The organism is Microbacterium sp. NPDC077391 (assembly GCF_040686955.1).
Classification (GTDB): Bacteria; Actinomycetota; Actinomycetes; order Actinomycetales; family Microbacteriaceae; genus Microbacterium; species Microbacterium commune.
The window spans coordinates 318,141-334,700 of sequence record NZ_JBFBMI010000001.1 but is presented as its reverse complement, the minus strand read 5'-3'; the positions used below and the strand labels follow the sequence as shown (position 1 = coordinate 334,700).

The window sequence follows — 16,560 nt, the reverse complement described above, 5'->3', positions numbered from 1 at the left end:
CCTGACCGTCCAGTCCATGTTCTGGGTGCAGCGAGCATGGAATTCCATGCTCATCACGGTTTGAATTGACCGTACTGCCCCTCATCGCATGGTGCGAGAGGCACGAGGTCCAAGGAGTATCGATGAACATTGCGGTTCAGGCAGACGCCTGCGTGGGAGCCGGACAGTGCGCGCTCGTCGCCCCCGACGTCTTCGACCAGGATGACGACGGCATCGTGCTCCTGCTGAACGCCGCACCTCAGGGCGCCGATCTCGAGGCCGCCAAGCGCGCCGTGCGCCTGTGCCCTGCGCGCGCGATCAGCATGTCCGACTCATGAGCACGCCGCGCGTCGTCATCGTCGGCGCGTCGATCGCCGGGCTCACCGCGGCCGAGACGTTGCGGCAGGAGGGGTTCGCCAGCGAGATCGTGCTCGTGGGTGACGAGCCGCACTCGCCCTACAACCGCCCGCCGCTGTCGAAGCAGGTTCTGCACGGACTGTGGGAGCCCGAACAAGCCATGATCCGCACGGCCGACGAGCTCGCCGACCTCGACATCGACCTGCGCACCGGATGCGCGGCCACCGCGCTCGACGTCTCTGCCCGCATCGTCCACACAACGCAGGGACCGATCGAGTTCGACGAGCTGATCATCGCGACGGGCACTGCGCCGCGACAGCATCCGCTCCTGCCCGATGCGCACACCCTGCGCACCCTCGACGACGCGATCCGCCTGCGCGAGTCGCTGACCCGCTCGACCAGAGTCGCCGTCATCGGCTCGGGAATCCTCGGATCGGAGATCGCCGGCGCCGCGCGCAAGCACGGCGCCGAGGTCCTGCTCGTCGGCCGCTCCGGAGCCTTGAGTTTCGGCAGCGTCGGCACGCTCCTCAGCGACCGCCTGGCCGAGCTGCACCGCGACAACGGCGTCGAGCTCATGCTCGATGCCGAGGTCACGGGCTCGACGACGACGGATGCCGGGACCGCGCTCACGTTCGACGACGGCACGACCCGCACCTTCGACCTGGTCGTCACGATGATCGGCGGAACCCCGCGCACGCAGTGGCTCACCACGTCGGGCCTCGACATCGCCGACGGCATCGCCTGCGACGCCGCTGGCGTCGCAGCTCCCGGCATCTCGGCGATCGGCGATGTCGCATCCTGGCAGGATCCGTCGACCGGCCAGAACGTCCGGGCCGAGCATCAGAGCTATGCGATCGAGCAGGCACTCTCGGTCGCCACCCGCCTCGCGCACGGCACCGCGAGCCCGGCTCCTGTGCCGCTCTTCTGGTCCGAGATCCACGGCACCCGCATCAACGCGTACGGCTGGTTCAATCAGCACCACCCGCTCACCGAGGCGCACGCGGATGCCGATGCCCGCAGCACCGTGCTGCTGAGCCACGACCGCTCCGGCGCCGTCCGCGGCGCGATCGGCTGGAACGCCTCACCGCGCGAGTTCCGCGCGGCCCGCGCATCCGTCATGCCTCCGACACCCGAACTCATCCCCCACACCTGAAAGAGATGGATCGATGACGACCACCGCTCAATGCCCCTTCCAGTCGCGTTCCCTCCCCGGCGACGGAACCCCGCTCACCCCGTCACCCACGCTCGCCGCCTGGCGAGACGAGGCGGCGTTCGTCCCCCTGGACTTCCAGGACGGCCATGAAGGCCTCGTCGCCACCCGCTATGAGGCCGTGCGCACAGTGCTCGAGGACCCGCGCTTCAGCATGCGCCCGAGCCGCATGCCCGTCGGACCCGACGGCGTCGGCTCCGGCCTCGGCGCCGCGGTTCCCCTCGAAGCCGAGGGCGAGCTCGACGAGGCCGGCCAGCGCTCGGATGACCTCAACCTGCTGAACCTCGACGGCGACGTGCACTCGAAGCTGCGCCGCGCCGTGACCGCCCGCTTCTCGGTGCGCCAGGCGCGCGCTCGTGAGCCGTGGATCCGCGCGATGATCGCCGACGAGATCGAGCGCCTGCGCACACTCGACCGCGACATCGATCTGTGGCGCGACTACGCGATGCCGATCTCGGCCCGCACGCACTGCCACGTCATCGGCATCCCCGCCCATCACTACGAGACGTTCGTCGCCCTGTTCGTCGAGGAGTCGACGGCGCAGCAGAAGTACGACTTCATCCGCGCGCTGCTTGAGGAGCGCAAGAACGACCCGGGCGAGGATGTGATCACCGACCTCCTGAACAACCCCGATCTCGACCGCATCGAGATCGAAGGTCTGCTGCGCCTGCTCATGGTCGCGGGGCGCGATTCGGTCGCATACCTGATCGCCACGGCATCCGTCGCCCTGCTCACCAATCCCGAGCAGCTCGCGACCCTGCGCGGCGACGCCGACAAGATCCGTCCCGCGGTCGAGGAGTTCATGCGCGTCGGCGCGATGTTCATCACCCTCTTCGCACGCACGGCGCTCGAAGACGTCGAGATCGAGGGCACGATGATCCCTGCGGGCACGTCGGTGTCGGTGTCACCCGTGGCCGCGAACCGCGACCCGGAGCACTGGGAGCGTCCGGAGGAGTTCGATGTGGAGCGCGACGCGTTCGGCCACATCGGCTTCGGTCACGGCATCCACGGCTGCGTGGGGCAGCAGGTCGCGCGCGTCGAGATCCGCGAGGCGATCACGGCGCTGCTCGCGGCGTTCCCCGACCTCACGCTGATCGACGCCGAGCAGCTCACGCCCCAGCCGTTCGCCCACCCGGTCGCCGTGTACGAGGCCGGCACCGTGCTTGTGCGGCTCAGCGCGTCCTGAGAGAGATGGCGACCACCCCGCCCGGGCTAGCATTGCCGGTGAACACCACAACGGGCGGGGTGCCGATGAGCGACGATGACGACGCGGTGCTGGTCAGTGCGAACTGGTACCGCTTCTCGTCGGGCGAGCGCATCGTCAACCCGCATGTGATGAGCACGTCGTTCATCTGGATTGTCAGCGGGGGCGGAGAGATCCGCGCCGGCGGTCAGCAGTTCACCGTCGACGCGCAGCATGTGCTGCGCCTGCCCTGGCATCACCATGTCGAGTACCGGGCGAACAGGCGGGGGCCGTTCCACATCGGGACGATCCATGTCGTCCCCCGGCACAGCCGGGACACCCCGGTGATCCCCCGTGTGGCGCACCTCCCCGGCGACCCGCTGCTCGACGATCCGGCACGCAGCGGCAACCCCGCGGCGTTCCGCCCCGGCGCGACCTCGATGCACAACAGCGCCGCTCGCCGCATCACCGAGTTCGGCACGATGGCGATCGAGAAGCTCAGCGAGGGCGGTTTCGACGAGAGCTATTTCCGCTACCTCGGGCGCCTGATCCTGATGGAGAACTCGGCCTGGGCAGACACCCATGCACAGCAGGCGACCCTGCCCGGGTCGCTCGAGCTGATGATGACGTTCGTGCGTCACCATATCGCCGAGCCGCTCACGGTGGCACAGGTGGCGGATGCCGCGCGCTGCAGCGAGACGACCGCACAGCGCCTGTTCACCCGCCATACCGGCGAGTCCATGCAGGCGTGGATCCGCCACGTGCGTCTGCGCGAGGCCGCCAGCCTGCTGCGGACCACGGGACTGCGCGTCGGCGAGGTCGCGCACCTCGTCGGCTATCAGGACCCCCTGTACTTCTCGCGGGCATTCCGCCGCGCCTACGGCGTGGCGCCCAGCCGGTTCGCCCGCGCGACGCTGCGTCCCTGAACCCACGCCGCCCTGCTCGTCCAGTCCATGTTTCGGCGCTCGCACGCCCCTCTTTCTCGTGCTCCGATCCGTAGATTCGACAGAGAGGATCGCGCAGACTCTGCGCTCAGATGTGAGGAGCCGTGCATGGCCGTACACCGCCGCCCGTTCGGGCGCACCGGTTGGAACATCAGCGAGGTGTCCTTCGGGGCATGGCAGCTGGGAGGGCAATGGGGTCGGGTCGACGACGACGCCTCCGTGCGCACCCTGCTCGACGCGTACGAGCACGGGATCAACTTCGTCGACACGGCGGAGATGTACGGCTCGGGACACAGTGAAGAGGTCGTCGGCCGCTCGCTGCGCGAGTGGTCGGGCGAGCGGATCTACGTGGCCACGAAGGTGCAGCCCGTGCAGTGGCCGCACCCCTCGGTCGCCGACCCCGATATCTCCGCGGGGTACCCCGAGGATTATCTGCGGTCCCAGGTCGACCAGTCACTGCGTCGCCTCGGCGTGGAACGACTCGATCTGCTGCAGCTGCACTGCTGGATGCCGAGCGGCATGCAGGACCGGATGTGGCTCGACGTCCTCCGTGACCTCCAGGCCGCCGGCAAAATCGACAAGATCGGCGTCTCGCTGCGCGACTACCGCGCCGACGAAGGCGTGGCGATCGCGGAGTCGGGCCTGATCGACTCGATCCAGGTCATCTACAACATCTTCGAGCAGAAGCCCGAGCAGGCGCTCTTCGCCGCCGCGGCGAAGACCGAGACTGCGATCATCGCCCGGGTCGCCCTGGATTCCGGTTCGCTCAGCGGAACATGGACCGCGTCGACCTACGACGGGTGGGACGACGATTCGGTGCTGAAGACGATGTTCCGCGACGAGCGCTTCGCCGAGACGCTCGAGCGCGTCGACGCCATCAAGGCCGTGACCTCGCCGCACTACGAGTCGCTGGCCGAGGCGGCGGTGCGCTTCGTCCTGGACCGTCCGGAGGTGTCGACGACGATCGTCGGCATGACCTCGCAGAAGCGCATCGCGGCGAACGTGGCTTTCGCCGACGGCGAGGGCCTGATCGACGGACTGCATGAGCGCCTGGCCGGATTCGAATGGGAGAGGAACTTCTACGTATGAGCACGTCGCCCGCAGCCATCGAGCGGCTGAGCCCTGAGCAGATCGAGCAGCGACTCTCCGCGGCATCCGTCGCCTATCTGCCGCTCGGCTCTCTCGAGTTCCACGGTCCGCACCTGCCCATCGGCCTCGATGCACTCACCGCCTACGGCATCTGCCTCACTGCGGCCGAGCAGCACGGCGGCGTGGTGCTGCCGGCCTACTATCAGGCGGTCGGCGGCGAGCACATGCGCTATCCGTGGACGATCATGAGCAGCGCACCCGAGAGCATCGCGACGCTGCTCACCGAGACGCTGACACGGCTCGCCGAGCTGGGCGTGCGCAGAGCGGTCATCCTGAGCGGTCACTTCGCCGACGAGCAGCGCGACCTGGTCACCGCTGTCGCCGACCGCTGGAACGCGACCGGGTCGTCGATGCTCGCTGTCGCGCGTACGCTCGCGCAGGCGCCGGAACCGCCCGTCGCCCCCGACCATGCAGGGCGCTTCGAATCGCTCATGCTGCATGCGATCGATCCGTCGCTGGTGAACGTGGGGCGGCTTCCGGATGCCGCGGCCTTCCCCGCACCCGACGGCGAAGACCCCTACGGTCAGCAGCGACATGACGCCGAGCATCCGCTGCACGGCGTCTTCGGCGCCGACCCGCGCGGGCTCGACATCGACAGTGCGTCCGGGCTGATGGCGCACTATGTGGCGTGGATCGCGGGCCTGGCCGGAACGGCCTGAGCACCGCGCACACGAAGAAGCGCCCGATCGGCTCTCGCCGATCGGGCGCTTCTGTCCGTGCGGAGACGCGACTCAGAAGTCGAAGTCGCCGATGTTGTCCTTATCGAACACGTACGGGTCGCCCAGCAGCACGGTGGCGTCGGCGCCGACCGTGAACTTTCCGAGCTTGCCGGCTTCGAACGTGTCGCCCTCGGCGCCGGTGATGTCGCCGTTGATGAGAGCGGCTGCGGCGAACGCCGACAGGTAGCCGAGGTCCTCGGGGTTCCACAGGGCGAACGCCGTGACGGTGCCGTCGGCGATGTACTCGCGCATCTGGTTCGGGGTGCCGAGACCGGTCAGCGCGACCTTGCCCTTGTAGTCCGAGGTCGAGAGGTAGCGCGCTGCCGCCGAGATGCCGATGGTGGTCGGCGAGACGATGCCCTTGAGGTTCGGGTGCGACTGCAGCACGGCGGCGGTCTTGTCGAACGAGATCTGCTCGTCGTCGTCGCCGTAGACGATGTCGACGATCGTGATGTCGGGGTAGTCAGCCGCGAGCATCTCCTCCATCGTCTCGATCCACAGGTTCTGGTTGGTCGCGTTGGCCGTCGACGACACGATCGCGATCTCGCCGGCGCCGCCGATCTGCTCGGCGATCAGCTCGACCTGCGCCTTGGCGATGCCGTCGGCGGTCGCCTGGTTGATGAACAGGTCGCGGCACTCGGGGTTGGTGTCGGAGTCGAAGGTGACGACCTTCACACCCGCGGCACGAGCCTCATCGAGAGCGTCGCAGATGGCCTTCGGGTCGTTGGCCGAGACGACCAGCGCACCGACGCCCTGCTGCGTCGCGGTGTTGATGTAGCTCACCTGCGCCTCGGGGCCCGACTCGGCGGGGCCGACCTCGGCGAACGTGCCGCCGAGCTCGGTGACAGCCGCCTGGCCACCCTTGCTCGAGGTGTCGAAGTACGGGTTTCCGATGCTCTTGGGCAGGAACGTGATCGCCAGGTTCGCGTCGCCTCCGCCCTCTGCGGGGGCTCCGCCACCGGAGGAGCCGGTGTCGGCGCAGCCGGTCAGGACGAGTGCCGCGGCGACCGCGGCTGCTGCCACGGCTCCGACACGCTTACGTGCAAACTTCATTGTTCTTCCTTTCGTGCGGTCGACCACGACGACTGTCGCGAGCCGGGGACGCAGCGGGGTTACTACGCTGTGGTCGCTGCGACTTGTAGGGGGTTGATGCGCCGTCGTCGTGACTGCAGCCAGTTCAGGGCGCTGGCTCCGACGACGGACAGGATGAGGAGCACGCCGGTGATCACCATGATCACGTCGGACGTGATGTTGGCCAGGCGGAGCGAGCTCGAGAGCACGCCGATCAGGAGCACGGCCGCGACGACGCCGTAGAGCTGGCCGCGACCGCCGAACACCGAGACCCCACCGAGCACGACTGCCGCGATGACCTGCAGTTCGAGGCCCGTCGCGTTGTCGCCGCGCGCGCTGCCGAACCGGAGCGTGTAGTAAATCCCGGCGAACGCCGAGATCACTCCGGCGAGCACGAACAGGATGAACTTCGTGCGCTCGACGTTGACTCCGGAGAACCGTGCCGCGTCCTTCGACTGGCCGATCGCGAAGATGCCGCGGCCGAACGGAGTGAAATGCAGCATGATCACGAAGACCACGAGCAGGATCAGGAACGGCACCATGATGTACGGGATCGTGGTGCCGGCGATCTTCGCCTTGGCCAGCGCCGTCCAGGTCTCCGGGAAGTCCGTGACGGCGGTGGTGCCCAGGATGCCGACGGCGAGGCCGCGGAAGAGCGCGAGCGTGCCGATCGTCACGGCCAGCGAGGGGAGTCCGACGACGGTCACGAGGAAGCCGTTGAACGCCCCGCCGACCACGCCGACGGCGAGAGCGAGCAGCATCGCGACCTCGATCGGCAGGCCGATGTGCACTGCGCCGCCGGTGACGACGCTCGCGAGGCCCACCATGCTCCCCACCGACAGATCGATCTCGCCCGTGATCATGACCAGCGCCATCGGCAGCGCGATCAGCAGGATCGGGGCGATGTCGAGCAGCAGATAGTTGAGGGTGATCGGCTGCGCGAAGCCGCGGACGGTCATCATCGAGAAGGCGACGACGACGATCAGCAGTCCGACGATCGCGGATTCGCGGGTGAGCAGCACGCGCCGCCAGAGCGGCTTGTCGAAGTCGCGCGTGACGCGATTCGTCGTGGTGGTCGTGGCGGTGGTCGTCATGACTCGTCCCTCGATTCGATGAGTCGCTGCTTCTGTCTGACCGCGAGCCAGCGGTCGAGCACGATGGCGCCGATGATGAGCACGCCGACCACGGCGCGCTGCCAGAAGTCGGGGATGCCGAGGATCGGCAGTGCGCGGTTGATGGTCATGAGGAGCATCGCGCCGATCGCGGCGCCCCACACGGTGCCCACTCCGCCGGTGATCGCGACGCCGCCGATGACGGCTGCGCCGACAGCATCCAGCTCCCAGCCGGCACCGGCCTGCGAGCTGACCGATCCGTATCGCGCGGCGTAGAAGACGCCGGCGAGGCCCGCCAGCGCACCCGACAGCACGAACGCCGAGATGACGCGGCGCGTGACCTTGAGCCCGTAGAGCTCTGCGGCTGCGGGGTCGGAGCCGATCGCGTAGTACTCGCGGCCGCCGCGGGTGTTGCGCATATACCAGGCGGCCACCGCGAGCACGACGAGGGCGACGATCGCGAGGATCGGGATCGTGAGGATCTGGCCGGTGCCGATCGCGAGGAAGTCCTTGGGCATGTCGGACGCGTTGACCCGGGTGCTGCCCGCCCACATGACGTTGATGCCGCGATAGGCGTACAGCGTGCCGAGCGTGATCACCATGGCGGGAACCTTGGCGTACGCGACCAGGGCTCCGTTGATGAGACCGAGCGCGCTGCCGAAGAGCACGGCGAGCAGCACGACCACGGGGATCGGCAGCTGGGGCAGGTCGATGAACAGGCGCCCGGTGAGGTAGGCCGACAGGCCCATCACCGAGCCGACCGACAGGTCGACGTTGCGGGTGACGAGCACGATCGCCTGCCCGACGGCCACGAGCGCGAGGATCGACGGCGTCAGCAGCAGGTCACGCCAGCCGTCCGAACTCAACAGGAACGACGGGTTGGTCGAGGTGGCGACGATCACGACGAGCGCGAGCACCAGGAGGATGCCGAACTCTCGTGCCTTGCCGAGCACGCCGATCTTCTTGGTGATCCCCGACACGGGGATGCGGGTGGTGGAGGTGAAGGTCACGAGTGCTGCTCCGATGCGTGCGTGGCGGCGAACATGACGTTCTCGCTCGTGGCGTCCGCGCGGTCGAGTTCGGCGGTGATCCGGCCTTCGCGCATCACGAGGACGCGGTCTGCCATGCCGAGCACCTCGGGGAGCTCGGACGAGATCATCAGGATGCCCATGCCCTGCCCTGCGAGCTCCGACAGCAGCCGGTGCACCTCGGACTTGGTGCCGATGTCGATGCCCCGCGTGGGCTCGTCGATGATCAGGACGTCGGGTTCGTCGCCAGCCACTTGGCCAGGACGACCTTCTGCTGGTTGCCGCCCGACAGGGTCGAGGCGACGGTGTCGAGGGAGTGCGACTTGACCTCGAGGCGGCTCGCCCAGATGCGCGCCGATCGGTTCTCTGCACCTGTCGTGATCAGACCGAACTTCGCGAGCTGGTCGCGGATCGCCAGGGTGATGTTGCGACCGACGCCGGAGTCGATGACGAGCCCCTGCTTGCGCCGGTCCTCCGGCACGAGCGCGAGACCCGCGCTCATGGCGGCGTTCGGACGCCCGCCGGGGATGAGCTTGCCCTTCATCCTGACGGCGCCCTCGCGGTACTCGTCCACACCGAAGACCGCGCGTGCGACCTCGCTGCGACCGGCGCCGACGAGCCCGGCGAGGCCCACGATCTCGCCGGAGCGTACGACGAAGCTGATGTCGTGGAAGATTCCGGGCGAGGTCAGTCCCTCGATCTCGAGGAGCGGCTCGCCGATGACGGCATCCTGCTTCGGGAACAGCTCTGTGACATCGCGCCCGACCATCTGGCGGACGAGGTCGGCCGGCGTGGTCTCGGCGATCGGGAAGGTCGAGATGTAGGCGCCGTCACGCATCACCGTCACGGTGTCGCACAGTGCGAAGACCTCGTCGAAGCGGTGCGAGATGAAGATCAGGCCGCGGCCCTCGTCGCGAAGGCTGCGCGCGATCGTGAAGAGGCGCTCGACCTCGACACCCGACAGTGCCGCCGTGGGCTCGTCCATGATGAGCACCTTGGCGTCGAGCGAGACGGCCTTGGCGATCTCGATCACCTGCTGGTCGGCGATCGAGAGGCCCTCTGCGGGGCGGTCCGGGTCGATCGAGACGCCGAGTCTGGTGAACAGACGCTCGACCTCGTGGCGCATGGCCTTGCGGTCGATGCGTCCGAAGCGTCCGACGATCTGCCGCCCCATGAAGATGTTCTCGGTGACCGAGAGGTCGGGGAACAGCGTCGGCTCCTGGTAGATGACCGCGATGCCCGCGGCCTTCGACTGGGCGGTGGACGTGAAGTCGACATCCACGCCGTCGAGGCGGAAGTCGCCGGCGTCGCGACGGTAGAGCCCGGCGACGATCTTGACGAGCGTCGACTTCCCGGCGCCGTTCTCGCCGATGAGCGCGTGGATCGATCCCGCACGCAGGCTCAGGCTTCCCGAGCGGAGAGCCGCGACGGCACCGAACGACTTGACGACGTTCGAGAGTTCCAGGACCACGGCTGCGTCATCGGTCTGCATGGGCACCTCCTCATTGAGGGTGTGAGAGTGTCGGGTAAATGAATCGATTCATTTCGATTCAGAGATACTGTAGGCATCGCATCGGCGGTCGGTCAAATCACAGATCGGACACGCCGCGAGAACCACCCGAGATTCCGCATGTTCAGGAGCGTCATGACCCGCATCGCCTTCCAGCTCACCGTCCGCCCCGAGATGATCGACGAGTACATCGCCCGGCACAGCCCGGTCTGGCCCGAGATGCTCGCCGAGATCGCAGCATCCGGCCGCCGCAACTACTCGATCTTCCTCGGCGACGGCGGCACTCTCTTCGGCTACTACGAGACCGACGACGACGACGCGGCTCGCGAATACCTCGCGGCCTCCGAGGTCGCCGCGAGGTGGGAGGCATCGATGGCGCCGTTCTTCGTGGGCATGGAGGGCCGCGTCGACCAGGCCGCCGTCCCGGTGCCCGAGGTGTTCAACCTCGCCGACCAGCTGGCAGCGCTCGAGGACTGAGCCGCCTGCGGGTCAGCCAGCGGTGGACTGCCGCACGACGAGCTCGGGCTGGAACCTGACCGCGCGCCCGCGTGGCTCGCCCGAGATCTCACCGAGCAGCAGCTCCACCGCGGCCTCGCCGATCATGCGCGCCGGCTGACGCACCGAGCTCAGCGGCACCATGGTCGCCGTGGCGAAGTCGATGTCGTCGTAACCGACGAGTGCGATGTCGTCGGGCACCCGAACGCCCGCCACCCCGAACGACTGGAGCAGTCCGACGGCGAGCAGGTCGTTCGCGGCGAAGACGGCATCCGGTCGGTCCGCCGGCGCACGCTCGAGCAGCGATTCCCCCGCGAGGCGCCCCTGCAGCACGCTGAGAGCCGACCTCTCGACGACTTCGAGGGAGGCGCCGGGCACGTCGTTCACCGCCGCGCGCGCACCCTGCAGGCGGTCGGCGACCTGACCGATCGACTGCGGTCCCGCGACAAAGGCCAGCCGTCGACGACCGATCTCGAGCAGATGGGCGGTCGCCATCCGCCCGCCCTCGACGTCATCCATGGCCACCGAGGTGAATCCGCCGTCCTCGACCTGCCGGTCGACGAGGACGACGGGCACCCCGCTGTCGAGAAGTCCGTGCAACAGCGAGAGGTTGTCGGTGGTGGGTGTGACGAGCACGCCGTTCACACGCTGCTCGCGGAACAGCGCGAGGTGCAGGCGCTCGCGGTCAGACGACTCGTCGCTGTTGCCCACGAGCACCGTCATGCCGGCCTGCGCCGCACGATCCTCGGCGCCGCGCGCGACCTCTGCGAAGAACGGGTTGCCGATGTCGAGCACGACCAGGCCGATCGACCGGCTTCGCCCGGCACGCAGCTGACGCGCGGCGTCGTTGCGCACGAACCCGATCTCGGCGATCACCCGCTGCACACGTTCGACGGTCTGCGGCGTGACCCTCTCCGGGTGATTGAGCACGTTCGAGACCGTGCCCACCGACACGCCGGCCTGGCGCGCCACATCGCGCACACTCACGCCCATGCGACCTCCTCGGTTCTCCCGGCCCACAACATTACCCACTCGCCATCCGCCGGAGTCCCGAGCTTTGACACGCGACGGCTCATGTCATACTCTTCTTGAAACGATTCACCCGCAGTCAGAGAGCACGCACAATGAGCATCTTCAACGCCGATCATCTCGCCGCCCTCGCGCAGCAGTCCATCGAGCTCCCCTCGTGGGCGTTCGGCAACTCCGGCACCCGATTCAAGGTCTACGGAACCCCGGGCACCCCGCGCGACCCGTTCGAGAAGATCTCGGATGCCGCGCAGGTGCACCGCTACACGGCGCTCGCCCCGACGGTGGCGCTGCACATCCCGTGGGACCTGAGCGACTTCACCGCGCTCCGCGCCCACGCCGAGGACAACGGCGTGACGCTCGGCACCGTCAACTCGAACACCTTCCAGGACGACGACTACAAGTTCGGCGCCCTGACCCACGAAGACGCCGCGATCCGCCAGAAGGCGATCGACCACCACTTCGCGTGCATCGACGTGATGGATGCCACGGGCAGCCGCGACCTCAAGATCTGGCTCGCCGACGGCTCGAACTACCCCGGGCAGGCTGACATGCGCGGCCGCCAGGACCGCCTGCAGGACTCGCTGCAGAAGATCTACGCGCGCCTCGGCGACGCCCAGCGGATGGTGCTCGAGTACAAGTTCTTCGAGCCGTCGTTCTACCACACCGACGTTCCCGACTGGGGAACGTCCTACGCGCAGGTGGCGGCACTGGGCGAGCGCGCCATGGTCTGTCTCGACACCGGCCACCACGCCCCCGGCACGAACATCGAGTTCATCGTGATGCAGCTGCTGCGTCTCGGCAAGCTCGGATCGTTCGATTTCAATTCCCGCTTCTACGCCGACGACGACCTGATCGTGGGGGCGGCCGACCCCTTCCAGCTGTTCCGCATCATCTTCGAGGTGATCCGCGGTGGCGGGCTGAACAACCCGGACGTGGCGTTCATGCTCGACCAATGCCACAACGTGGAGGACAAGATCCCCGGCCAGATCCGCTCGGTTCTGAACGTGCAGGAGATGACGGCGCGCGCGCTGCTCGTCGATCGCGAGGCACTGACCGCCGCGCAGAGGTCCGGCGATGTGCTGGCCGCCAATGCCGTCTTCATGGACGCCTTCTACACCGACGTGCGCCCGGCGCTGGCCGAATGGCGCGAGGGCCGCGGCCTCCCCGCTGATCCGATGGCCGCGTTCGCCGCGTCCGGCTACCTGCAGAAGATCGCCGACGATCGCGTCGGCGGAGTGCAGGCCGGGTGGGGCGCCTGAGCGCTCTCCCTTCGAGACTCGACACAAGGACACGCAGATGACCAACCACACAGCAGCGGCTCTGATCGCGCGGTCGAACCGCCTCGGCGCCGACCCGAAGAACACGAACTACGCCGGCGGCAACACCTCCGCCAAGGGCACCGACACCGATCCCGTCACGGGTCAGCCGGTCGAGCTGCTGTGGGTCAAGGGCTCCGGCGGAGACCTCGGCACGCTGACGGAGCAGGGCCTCGCGATCCTGCGCCTCGACCGCCTGAAGGCGCTCGTCGACGTCTACCCCGGCGTCGACCGCGAAGACGAGATGGTCGCCGCGTTCGACTACTGCCTGCACGGCAAGGGGGGCGCCGCCCCGTCGATAGACACGGCCATGCACGGCCTCGTCGACGCCGCGCACGTCGACCACCTGCACCCCGACTCGGGCATCGCCATCGCGACCGCCGCCGACGGTGAGCTGCTCACCCGGAGGATCTTCGGCGAGAAGGTCGGCTGGGTTCCGTGGCGTCGTCCCGGATTCCAGCTCGGTCTGGACATCGCGGAGATCAGGAAGCAGCATCCGGATGCCATCGGCTGCATCCTGGGTGGGCACGGCATCACCGCATGGGGTGAGACGAGCGAAGAGTCCGAGCAGAACTCGCTCTGGATCATCGACACCGCGGCGGCGTACATCGCCGAGCACGGGAAGAGCGAGCCGTTCGGTGCGGTCCGCGACGGGTTCGAAGCGCTGCCCGACTCCGAGCGCCGCACCCGCGCCGCCGCACTGGCACCCACGATCCGCGGCATCGCCTCACACGACAGGCCCATGGTCGGGCACTTCACCGACTCCGACGTCGTGCTCGACTTCCTGGCATCCGAGAAGGCACCTGCGCTTGCAGCGCTCGGCACGAGCTGCCCCGATCACTTCCTGCGCACGAAGGTCAAGCCCCTGATCCTCGATCTTCCCCGCACGGCATCCGTCGACGAGCAGATCGCGCGCCTGCACGAGCTGCACGCGGAGTACCGCGCCGACTACCAGGCGTACTACGACGCGCATGCGACGGCTGAATCTCCCGCAATCCGCGGCGCCGACCCGCTCATCGTGCTCGTCCCGGGCGTCGGCATGTTCTCGTACGGCGCGAACAAGCAGACGGCGCGCGTCGCCGGCGAGTTCTACGTCAACGCGATCAACGTGATGCGCGGCGCCGAGGCGCTGTCGACCTACTCCCCCATCTCCGATGCCGAGAAGTTCCGCATCGAGTACTGGGCGCTCGAGGAGGCCAAGCTGCAGCGCATGCCGAAGGCGAAGTCGCACCAGGGGCGCATCGCGTTCGTCACCGGCGCCGCCGGCGGCATCGGAAAGGCGATCGCCACCCGCCTCGCCGCCGAGGGCGCATGCGTCGTCATCGCCGATCTCGAGCTCGCCAAGGCGCAGGCGGCCGCCGCCGAGCTGGGCGGCACCGACGTCGCCGTCGGCGTCGCGGCGAACGTCGCCGACGCGGATGCCGTGCAGGCGGCGCTCGATGAGGCTGTGCTCGCGTTCGGCGGCGTCGACCTCGTCGTCAACAATGCGGGACTGTCGCTGTCGAAGCCGCTGCTGGAGACGACCGAGAAGGACTGGGACCTGCAGCACGATGTGATGGCCAAGGGGTCGTTCCTCGTGTCGAAGGCCGCCGCCCGCGTGCTCATCGACCAGAAGCTCGGCGGCGACATCATCTACATCTCCTCGAAGAACTCCGTGTTCGCCGGTCCCAACAACATCGCCTACTCCGCCACCAAGGCCGACCAGGCCCACCAGGTGCGCCTGCTGGCGGTCGAGCTCGGCGAGCACGGCGTCCGTGTGAACGGCATCAACCCCGACGGCGTCGTGCGAGGCTCGGGTATCTTCGCCTCCGGCTGGGGCGCGAACCGGGCCGCAACCTACGGTGTGGCGGAGGAGGATCTCGGTCAGTTCTACGCCAACCGCACCATCCTCAAACGCGAAGTCGTGCCCGAGAACGTCGCCGACGCCGTGTACGTGCTGACGGGGCCCGAACTCAGCCGAACCACGGGACTGCACGTCCCGGTCGACTCGGGCGTGGCCGCCGCGTTCCTGCGATGACTTCGGCACCCGCGCCCCGCGCGTTCGCGGCGGTCGACCTCGGGGCGACGAGCGGCCGCGTCGTCATCGGGCGCGTCGGCGACGGGCGGCTCGACCTCGAGGTCGTGTCCCGGTTCCCGAACGGACCGGTCAGGCGCGACGACGGCCTGCACTGGGACATCGACGCCCTGTACGAGCACGTGCTCGGAGGCCTCGCCGACGCGGTGCGTCGAGAGCCGAACCTCGAGAGCATCGGCATCGACTCGTGGGCTGTCGACTACGGCCTGCTCAGGCACGGCGCACTGCTCGCCGAGCCGTTCCACTACCGTGACGAGCGCACGACGCGCGGCGTCGACGCGGTGCATGCGACCGTGCCGTTCGACCAGCTGCACCGCCGCAACGGTCTGCAGTTCCTGCCGTTCAACACGCTGTACCAGTATCGCGTCGACGACCGCCTCGGCGAGGCGGACACCGCGCTGCTCATTCCCGACCTCATCGCCTTCCGACTCACGGGGCGCCAAGTGACCGAGCGCACGAATGCGTCCACGACAGGGCTGCTCGACGTGCGCTCCATGCAGTGGGACCTCGAACTCGCACGGATGCTGAGCATCCCCGCATCCGTCCTGCCCGCGCTGATCGACCCGGGCGAGACGATCGGGCGTCTGCGGCCCGAGCTCGTCGAGCGGATCGGCGCCGACCTGCCCGTCATCGCCGTCGGCTCGCATGACACGGCGTCGGCTGTGGTGGCGGCCCCGCTCACCTCACCGCACGCGGCGTACATCTCCTGCGGCACATGGGGTCTCGTCGGGCTCGAACTCACCGAGCCCGTGGTGACTGACGCGGCACGCGAGGCGGGGTTCACCAACGAGCTCGGCGTCGACGGTCGCATCCGCTTCCTGCACAACGTCACCGGTCTCTGGCTGCTCAGCGAGACGATCCGCGCCTGGGAGGCCGAGGACGACGCACCGATCGACCTGCCCCGTCTGCTGGATGCCGCAGGCGCAGTCCTGGATGACGTGCCCCTGTTCGACGCGAACGACGCGTCGCTGAGCTCACCGGGAGACATGCCCACGCGCATCGCCGCGCTGCTCGGCACGGCCGCTCCCACCTCTCGCCCCGCGTTCACGCGCAGCATCGTCGAGTCGATCTCGCGCGCGTTCGCCGACGCGGTGCAGCAGGCGGCTGACCTGTCCGGACATCCCGTCGACAGCATCCATCTGGTGGGTGGCGGGTCCCTCAACCGGCTGCTCTGCCAGGCGACCGCCGATCGGTCCGGCTTGCACGTGCTCGCCGGTCCGGTCGAGGCGACGGCTCTCGGCAACGTGCTGGTGCAGGCGCGCGCCGCCGGCGCGGTGGACAGGACCGCCGATCTCGCCGCCCTGCGGGCGCTGATCGCCGAGACCCACACACTCACGCGGTACTCGCCCCGCGGCTGACGTCGACATGCGGGGACCCGCCCTGC

14 protein-coding genes and 1 pseudogene are annotated in these 16,560 nt (G+C 68.5%); 10 read left to right on the top strand and 5 right to left on the bottom strand.

Annotated elements, in window-relative coordinates; genetic code table 11:
* The first annotated feature begins 122 nt into the window (after positions 1 to 122).
* The 6 genes from AB0O65_RS01540 (at position 123) to AB0O65_RS01515 (ending at position 5,481) form a co-directional block, all read left to right on the top strand.
* A complete protein-coding gene (locus AB0O65_RS01540) occupies positions 123 to 317 on the top strand; it encodes a ferredoxin (RefSeq protein ID WP_313479228.1) in 195 nt (64 codons plus the stop codon).
* Positions 314 to 1,489, top strand: a complete 1,176-nt coding sequence (locus AB0O65_RS01535; RefSeq protein WP_313479230.1) for an FAD/NAD(P)-binding oxidoreductase — start codon at positions 314 to 316, stop codon at positions 1,487 to 1,489. The genes AB0O65_RS01540 and AB0O65_RS01535 overlap by 4 nt, the downstream gene beginning before the upstream one ends.
* A 13-nt stretch (positions 1,490 to 1,502) precedes the next feature.
* A complete protein-coding gene (locus AB0O65_RS01530) occupies positions 1,503 to 2,732 on the top strand; it encodes a cytochrome P450 (protein ID WP_313479232.1) in 1,230 nt (409 codons plus the stop codon).
* A gap of 38 nt (positions 2,733 to 2,770) precedes the next feature.
* A complete protein-coding gene (locus tag AB0O65_RS01525) occupies positions 2,771 to 3,655 on the top strand; it encodes a helix-turn-helix transcriptional regulator (protein ID WP_313479234.1) in 885 nt (294 codons plus the stop codon).
* A 126-nt stretch (positions 3,656 to 3,781) separates the two neighbouring features.
* Positions 3,782 to 4,762, top strand: coding sequence for an aldo/keto reductase (locus AB0O65_RS01520; RefSeq protein WP_313479236.1), 981 nt, complete (start codon positions 3,782 to 3,784; stop codon positions 4,760 to 4,762).
* Complete coding sequence (locus tag AB0O65_RS01515; RefSeq protein ID WP_363382475.1) at positions 4,759 to 5,481, top strand: creatininase family protein; 723 nt, start codon at positions 4,759 to 4,761, stop codon at positions 5,479 to 5,481. Before AB0O65_RS01520 ends, AB0O65_RS01515 begins: the two co-directional genes overlap by 4 nt.
* 72 nt (positions 5,482 to 5,553) lie before the next feature.
* Here AB0O65_RS01515 and rhaS read toward each other — a convergent pair whose 3' ends face one another.
* The 4 genes and pseudogenes from rhaS to AB0O65_RS01495 form a co-directional block, all read right to left on the bottom strand.
* Positions 5,554 to 6,594, bottom strand: a complete 1,041-nt coding sequence (gene rhaS / locus AB0O65_RS01510; RefSeq protein ID WP_313479240.1) for a rhamnose ABC transporter substrate-binding protein — start codon at positions 6,592 to 6,594, stop codon at positions 5,554 to 5,556.
* Positions 6,595 to 6,656: 62 nt separating this feature from the next.
* The gene (locus tag AB0O65_RS01505; RefSeq protein WP_363382472.1) at positions 6,657 to 7,706 is read right to left on the bottom strand and encodes an ABC transporter permease; all 1,050 of its coding nucleotides are present in this window, start codon (positions 7,704 to 7,706) and stop codon (positions 6,657 to 6,659) included.
* Positions 7,703 to 8,734 (bottom strand): ABC transporter permease, encoded by a 1,032-nt coding sequence (locus AB0O65_RS01500; protein ID WP_313479245.1) that lies wholly within the window; start codon positions 8,732 to 8,734, stop codon positions 7,703 to 7,705. The genes AB0O65_RS01505 and AB0O65_RS01500 overlap by 4 nt, the downstream gene beginning before the upstream one ends.
* Positions 8,731 to 10,244: pseudogene (locus AB0O65_RS01495) on the bottom strand (sugar ABC transporter ATP-binding protein). Before AB0O65_RS01495 ends, AB0O65_RS01500 begins: the two are co-directional and overlap by 4 nt.
* 153 nt (positions 10,245 to 10,397) lie before the next feature.
* Here AB0O65_RS01495 and AB0O65_RS01490 point away from each other — a divergent pair.
* Entirely contained in the window at positions 10,398 to 10,739 is a 342-nt protein-coding gene (locus AB0O65_RS01490; RefSeq protein ID WP_363382469.1) for an L-rhamnose mutarotase, read from the top strand.
* 12 nt (positions 10,740 to 10,751) lie between these two features.
* On the opposite strand, the gene AB0O65_RS01485 is transcribed toward AB0O65_RS01490, so the two are convergent.
* Positions 10,752 to 11,750 carry a LacI family DNA-binding transcriptional regulator gene (locus tag AB0O65_RS01485; RefSeq protein WP_313479254.1) on the bottom strand — a complete coding sequence of 333 codons (999 nt, stop codon included), beginning with the start codon at positions 11,748 to 11,750 and terminating at the stop codon, positions 10,752 to 10,754.
* A 131-nt stretch (positions 11,751 to 11,881) separates the two neighbouring features.
* On the opposite strand from AB0O65_RS01485, the gene rhaI reads away from it, so the two are divergent.
* Genes rhaI through AB0O65_RS01470 form a run of 3 tightly spaced genes read left to right on the top strand, consistent with a single transcriptional unit; the run spans position 11,882 to position 16,534 of the window.
* Positions 11,882 to 13,045, top strand: a complete 1,164-nt coding sequence (rhaI, locus tag AB0O65_RS01480; protein WP_363382465.1) for an L-rhamnose isomerase — start codon at positions 11,882 to 11,884, stop codon at positions 13,043 to 13,045.
* A gap of 37 nt (positions 13,046 to 13,082) precedes the next feature.
* Complete coding sequence (locus AB0O65_RS01475; RefSeq protein WP_363382462.1) at positions 13,083 to 15,119, top strand: bifunctional aldolase/short-chain dehydrogenase; 2,037 nt, start codon at positions 13,083 to 13,085, stop codon at positions 15,117 to 15,119.
* Positions 15,116 to 16,534 (top strand): rhamnulokinase family protein, encoded by a 1,419-nt coding sequence (locus AB0O65_RS01470; RefSeq protein ID WP_363382460.1) that lies wholly within the window; start codon positions 15,116 to 15,118, stop codon positions 16,532 to 16,534. Before AB0O65_RS01475 ends, AB0O65_RS01470 begins: the two co-directional genes overlap by 4 nt.
* The last annotated feature ends 26 nt before the right edge of the window (positions 16,535 to 16,560 follow it).

Bases quoted from the DNA above. Each gene is read 5' to 3' on its own strand.
- AB0O65_RS01540 (WP_313479228.1), top strand. From the start codon at position 123: ATGAACATTGCGGTTCAGGCAGACGCCTGCGTGGGAGCCGGACAGTGC.
- AB0O65_RS01535 (WP_313479230.1), top strand. From the start codon at position 314: ATGAGCACGCCGCGCGTCGTCATCGTCGGCGCGTCGATCGCCGGGCTC.
- AB0O65_RS01530 (WP_313479232.1), top strand. From the start codon at position 1,503: ATGACGACCACCGCTCAATGCCCCTTCCAGTCGCGTTCCCTCCCCGGC.
- AB0O65_RS01520 (WP_313479236.1), top strand. From the start codon at position 3,782: ATGGCCGTACACCGCCGCCCGTTCGGGCGCACCGGTTGGAACATCAGC.
- AB0O65_RS01515 (WP_363382475.1), top strand. From the start codon at position 4,759: ATGAGCACGTCGCCCGCAGCCATCGAGCGGCTGAGCCCTGAGCAGATC.
- rhaS (WP_313479240.1), bottom strand. From the start codon at position 6,594: ATGAAGTTTGCACGTAAGCGTGTCGGAGCCGTGGCAGCAGCCGCGGTC.
- AB0O65_RS01505 (WP_363382472.1), bottom strand. From the start codon at position 7,706: ATGACGACCACCGCCACGACCACCACGACGAATCGCGTCACGCGCGAC.
- AB0O65_RS01490 (WP_363382469.1), top strand. From the start codon at position 10,398: ATGACCCGCATCGCCTTCCAGCTCACCGTCCGCCCCGAGATGATCGAC.
- AB0O65_RS01485 (WP_313479254.1), bottom strand. From the start codon at position 11,750: ATGGGCGTGAGTGTGCGCGATGTGGCGCGCCAGGCCGGCGTGTCGGTG.
- rhaI (WP_363382465.1), top strand. From the start codon at position 11,882: ATGAGCATCTTCAACGCCGATCATCTCGCCGCCCTCGCGCAGCAGTCC.
- AB0O65_RS01475 (WP_363382462.1), top strand. From the start codon at position 13,083: ATGACCAACCACACAGCAGCGGCTCTGATCGCGCGGTCGAACCGCCTC.
- AB0O65_RS01470 (WP_363382460.1), top strand. From the start codon at position 15,116: ATGACTTCGGCACCCGCGCCCCGCGCGTTCGCGGCGGTCGACCTCGGG.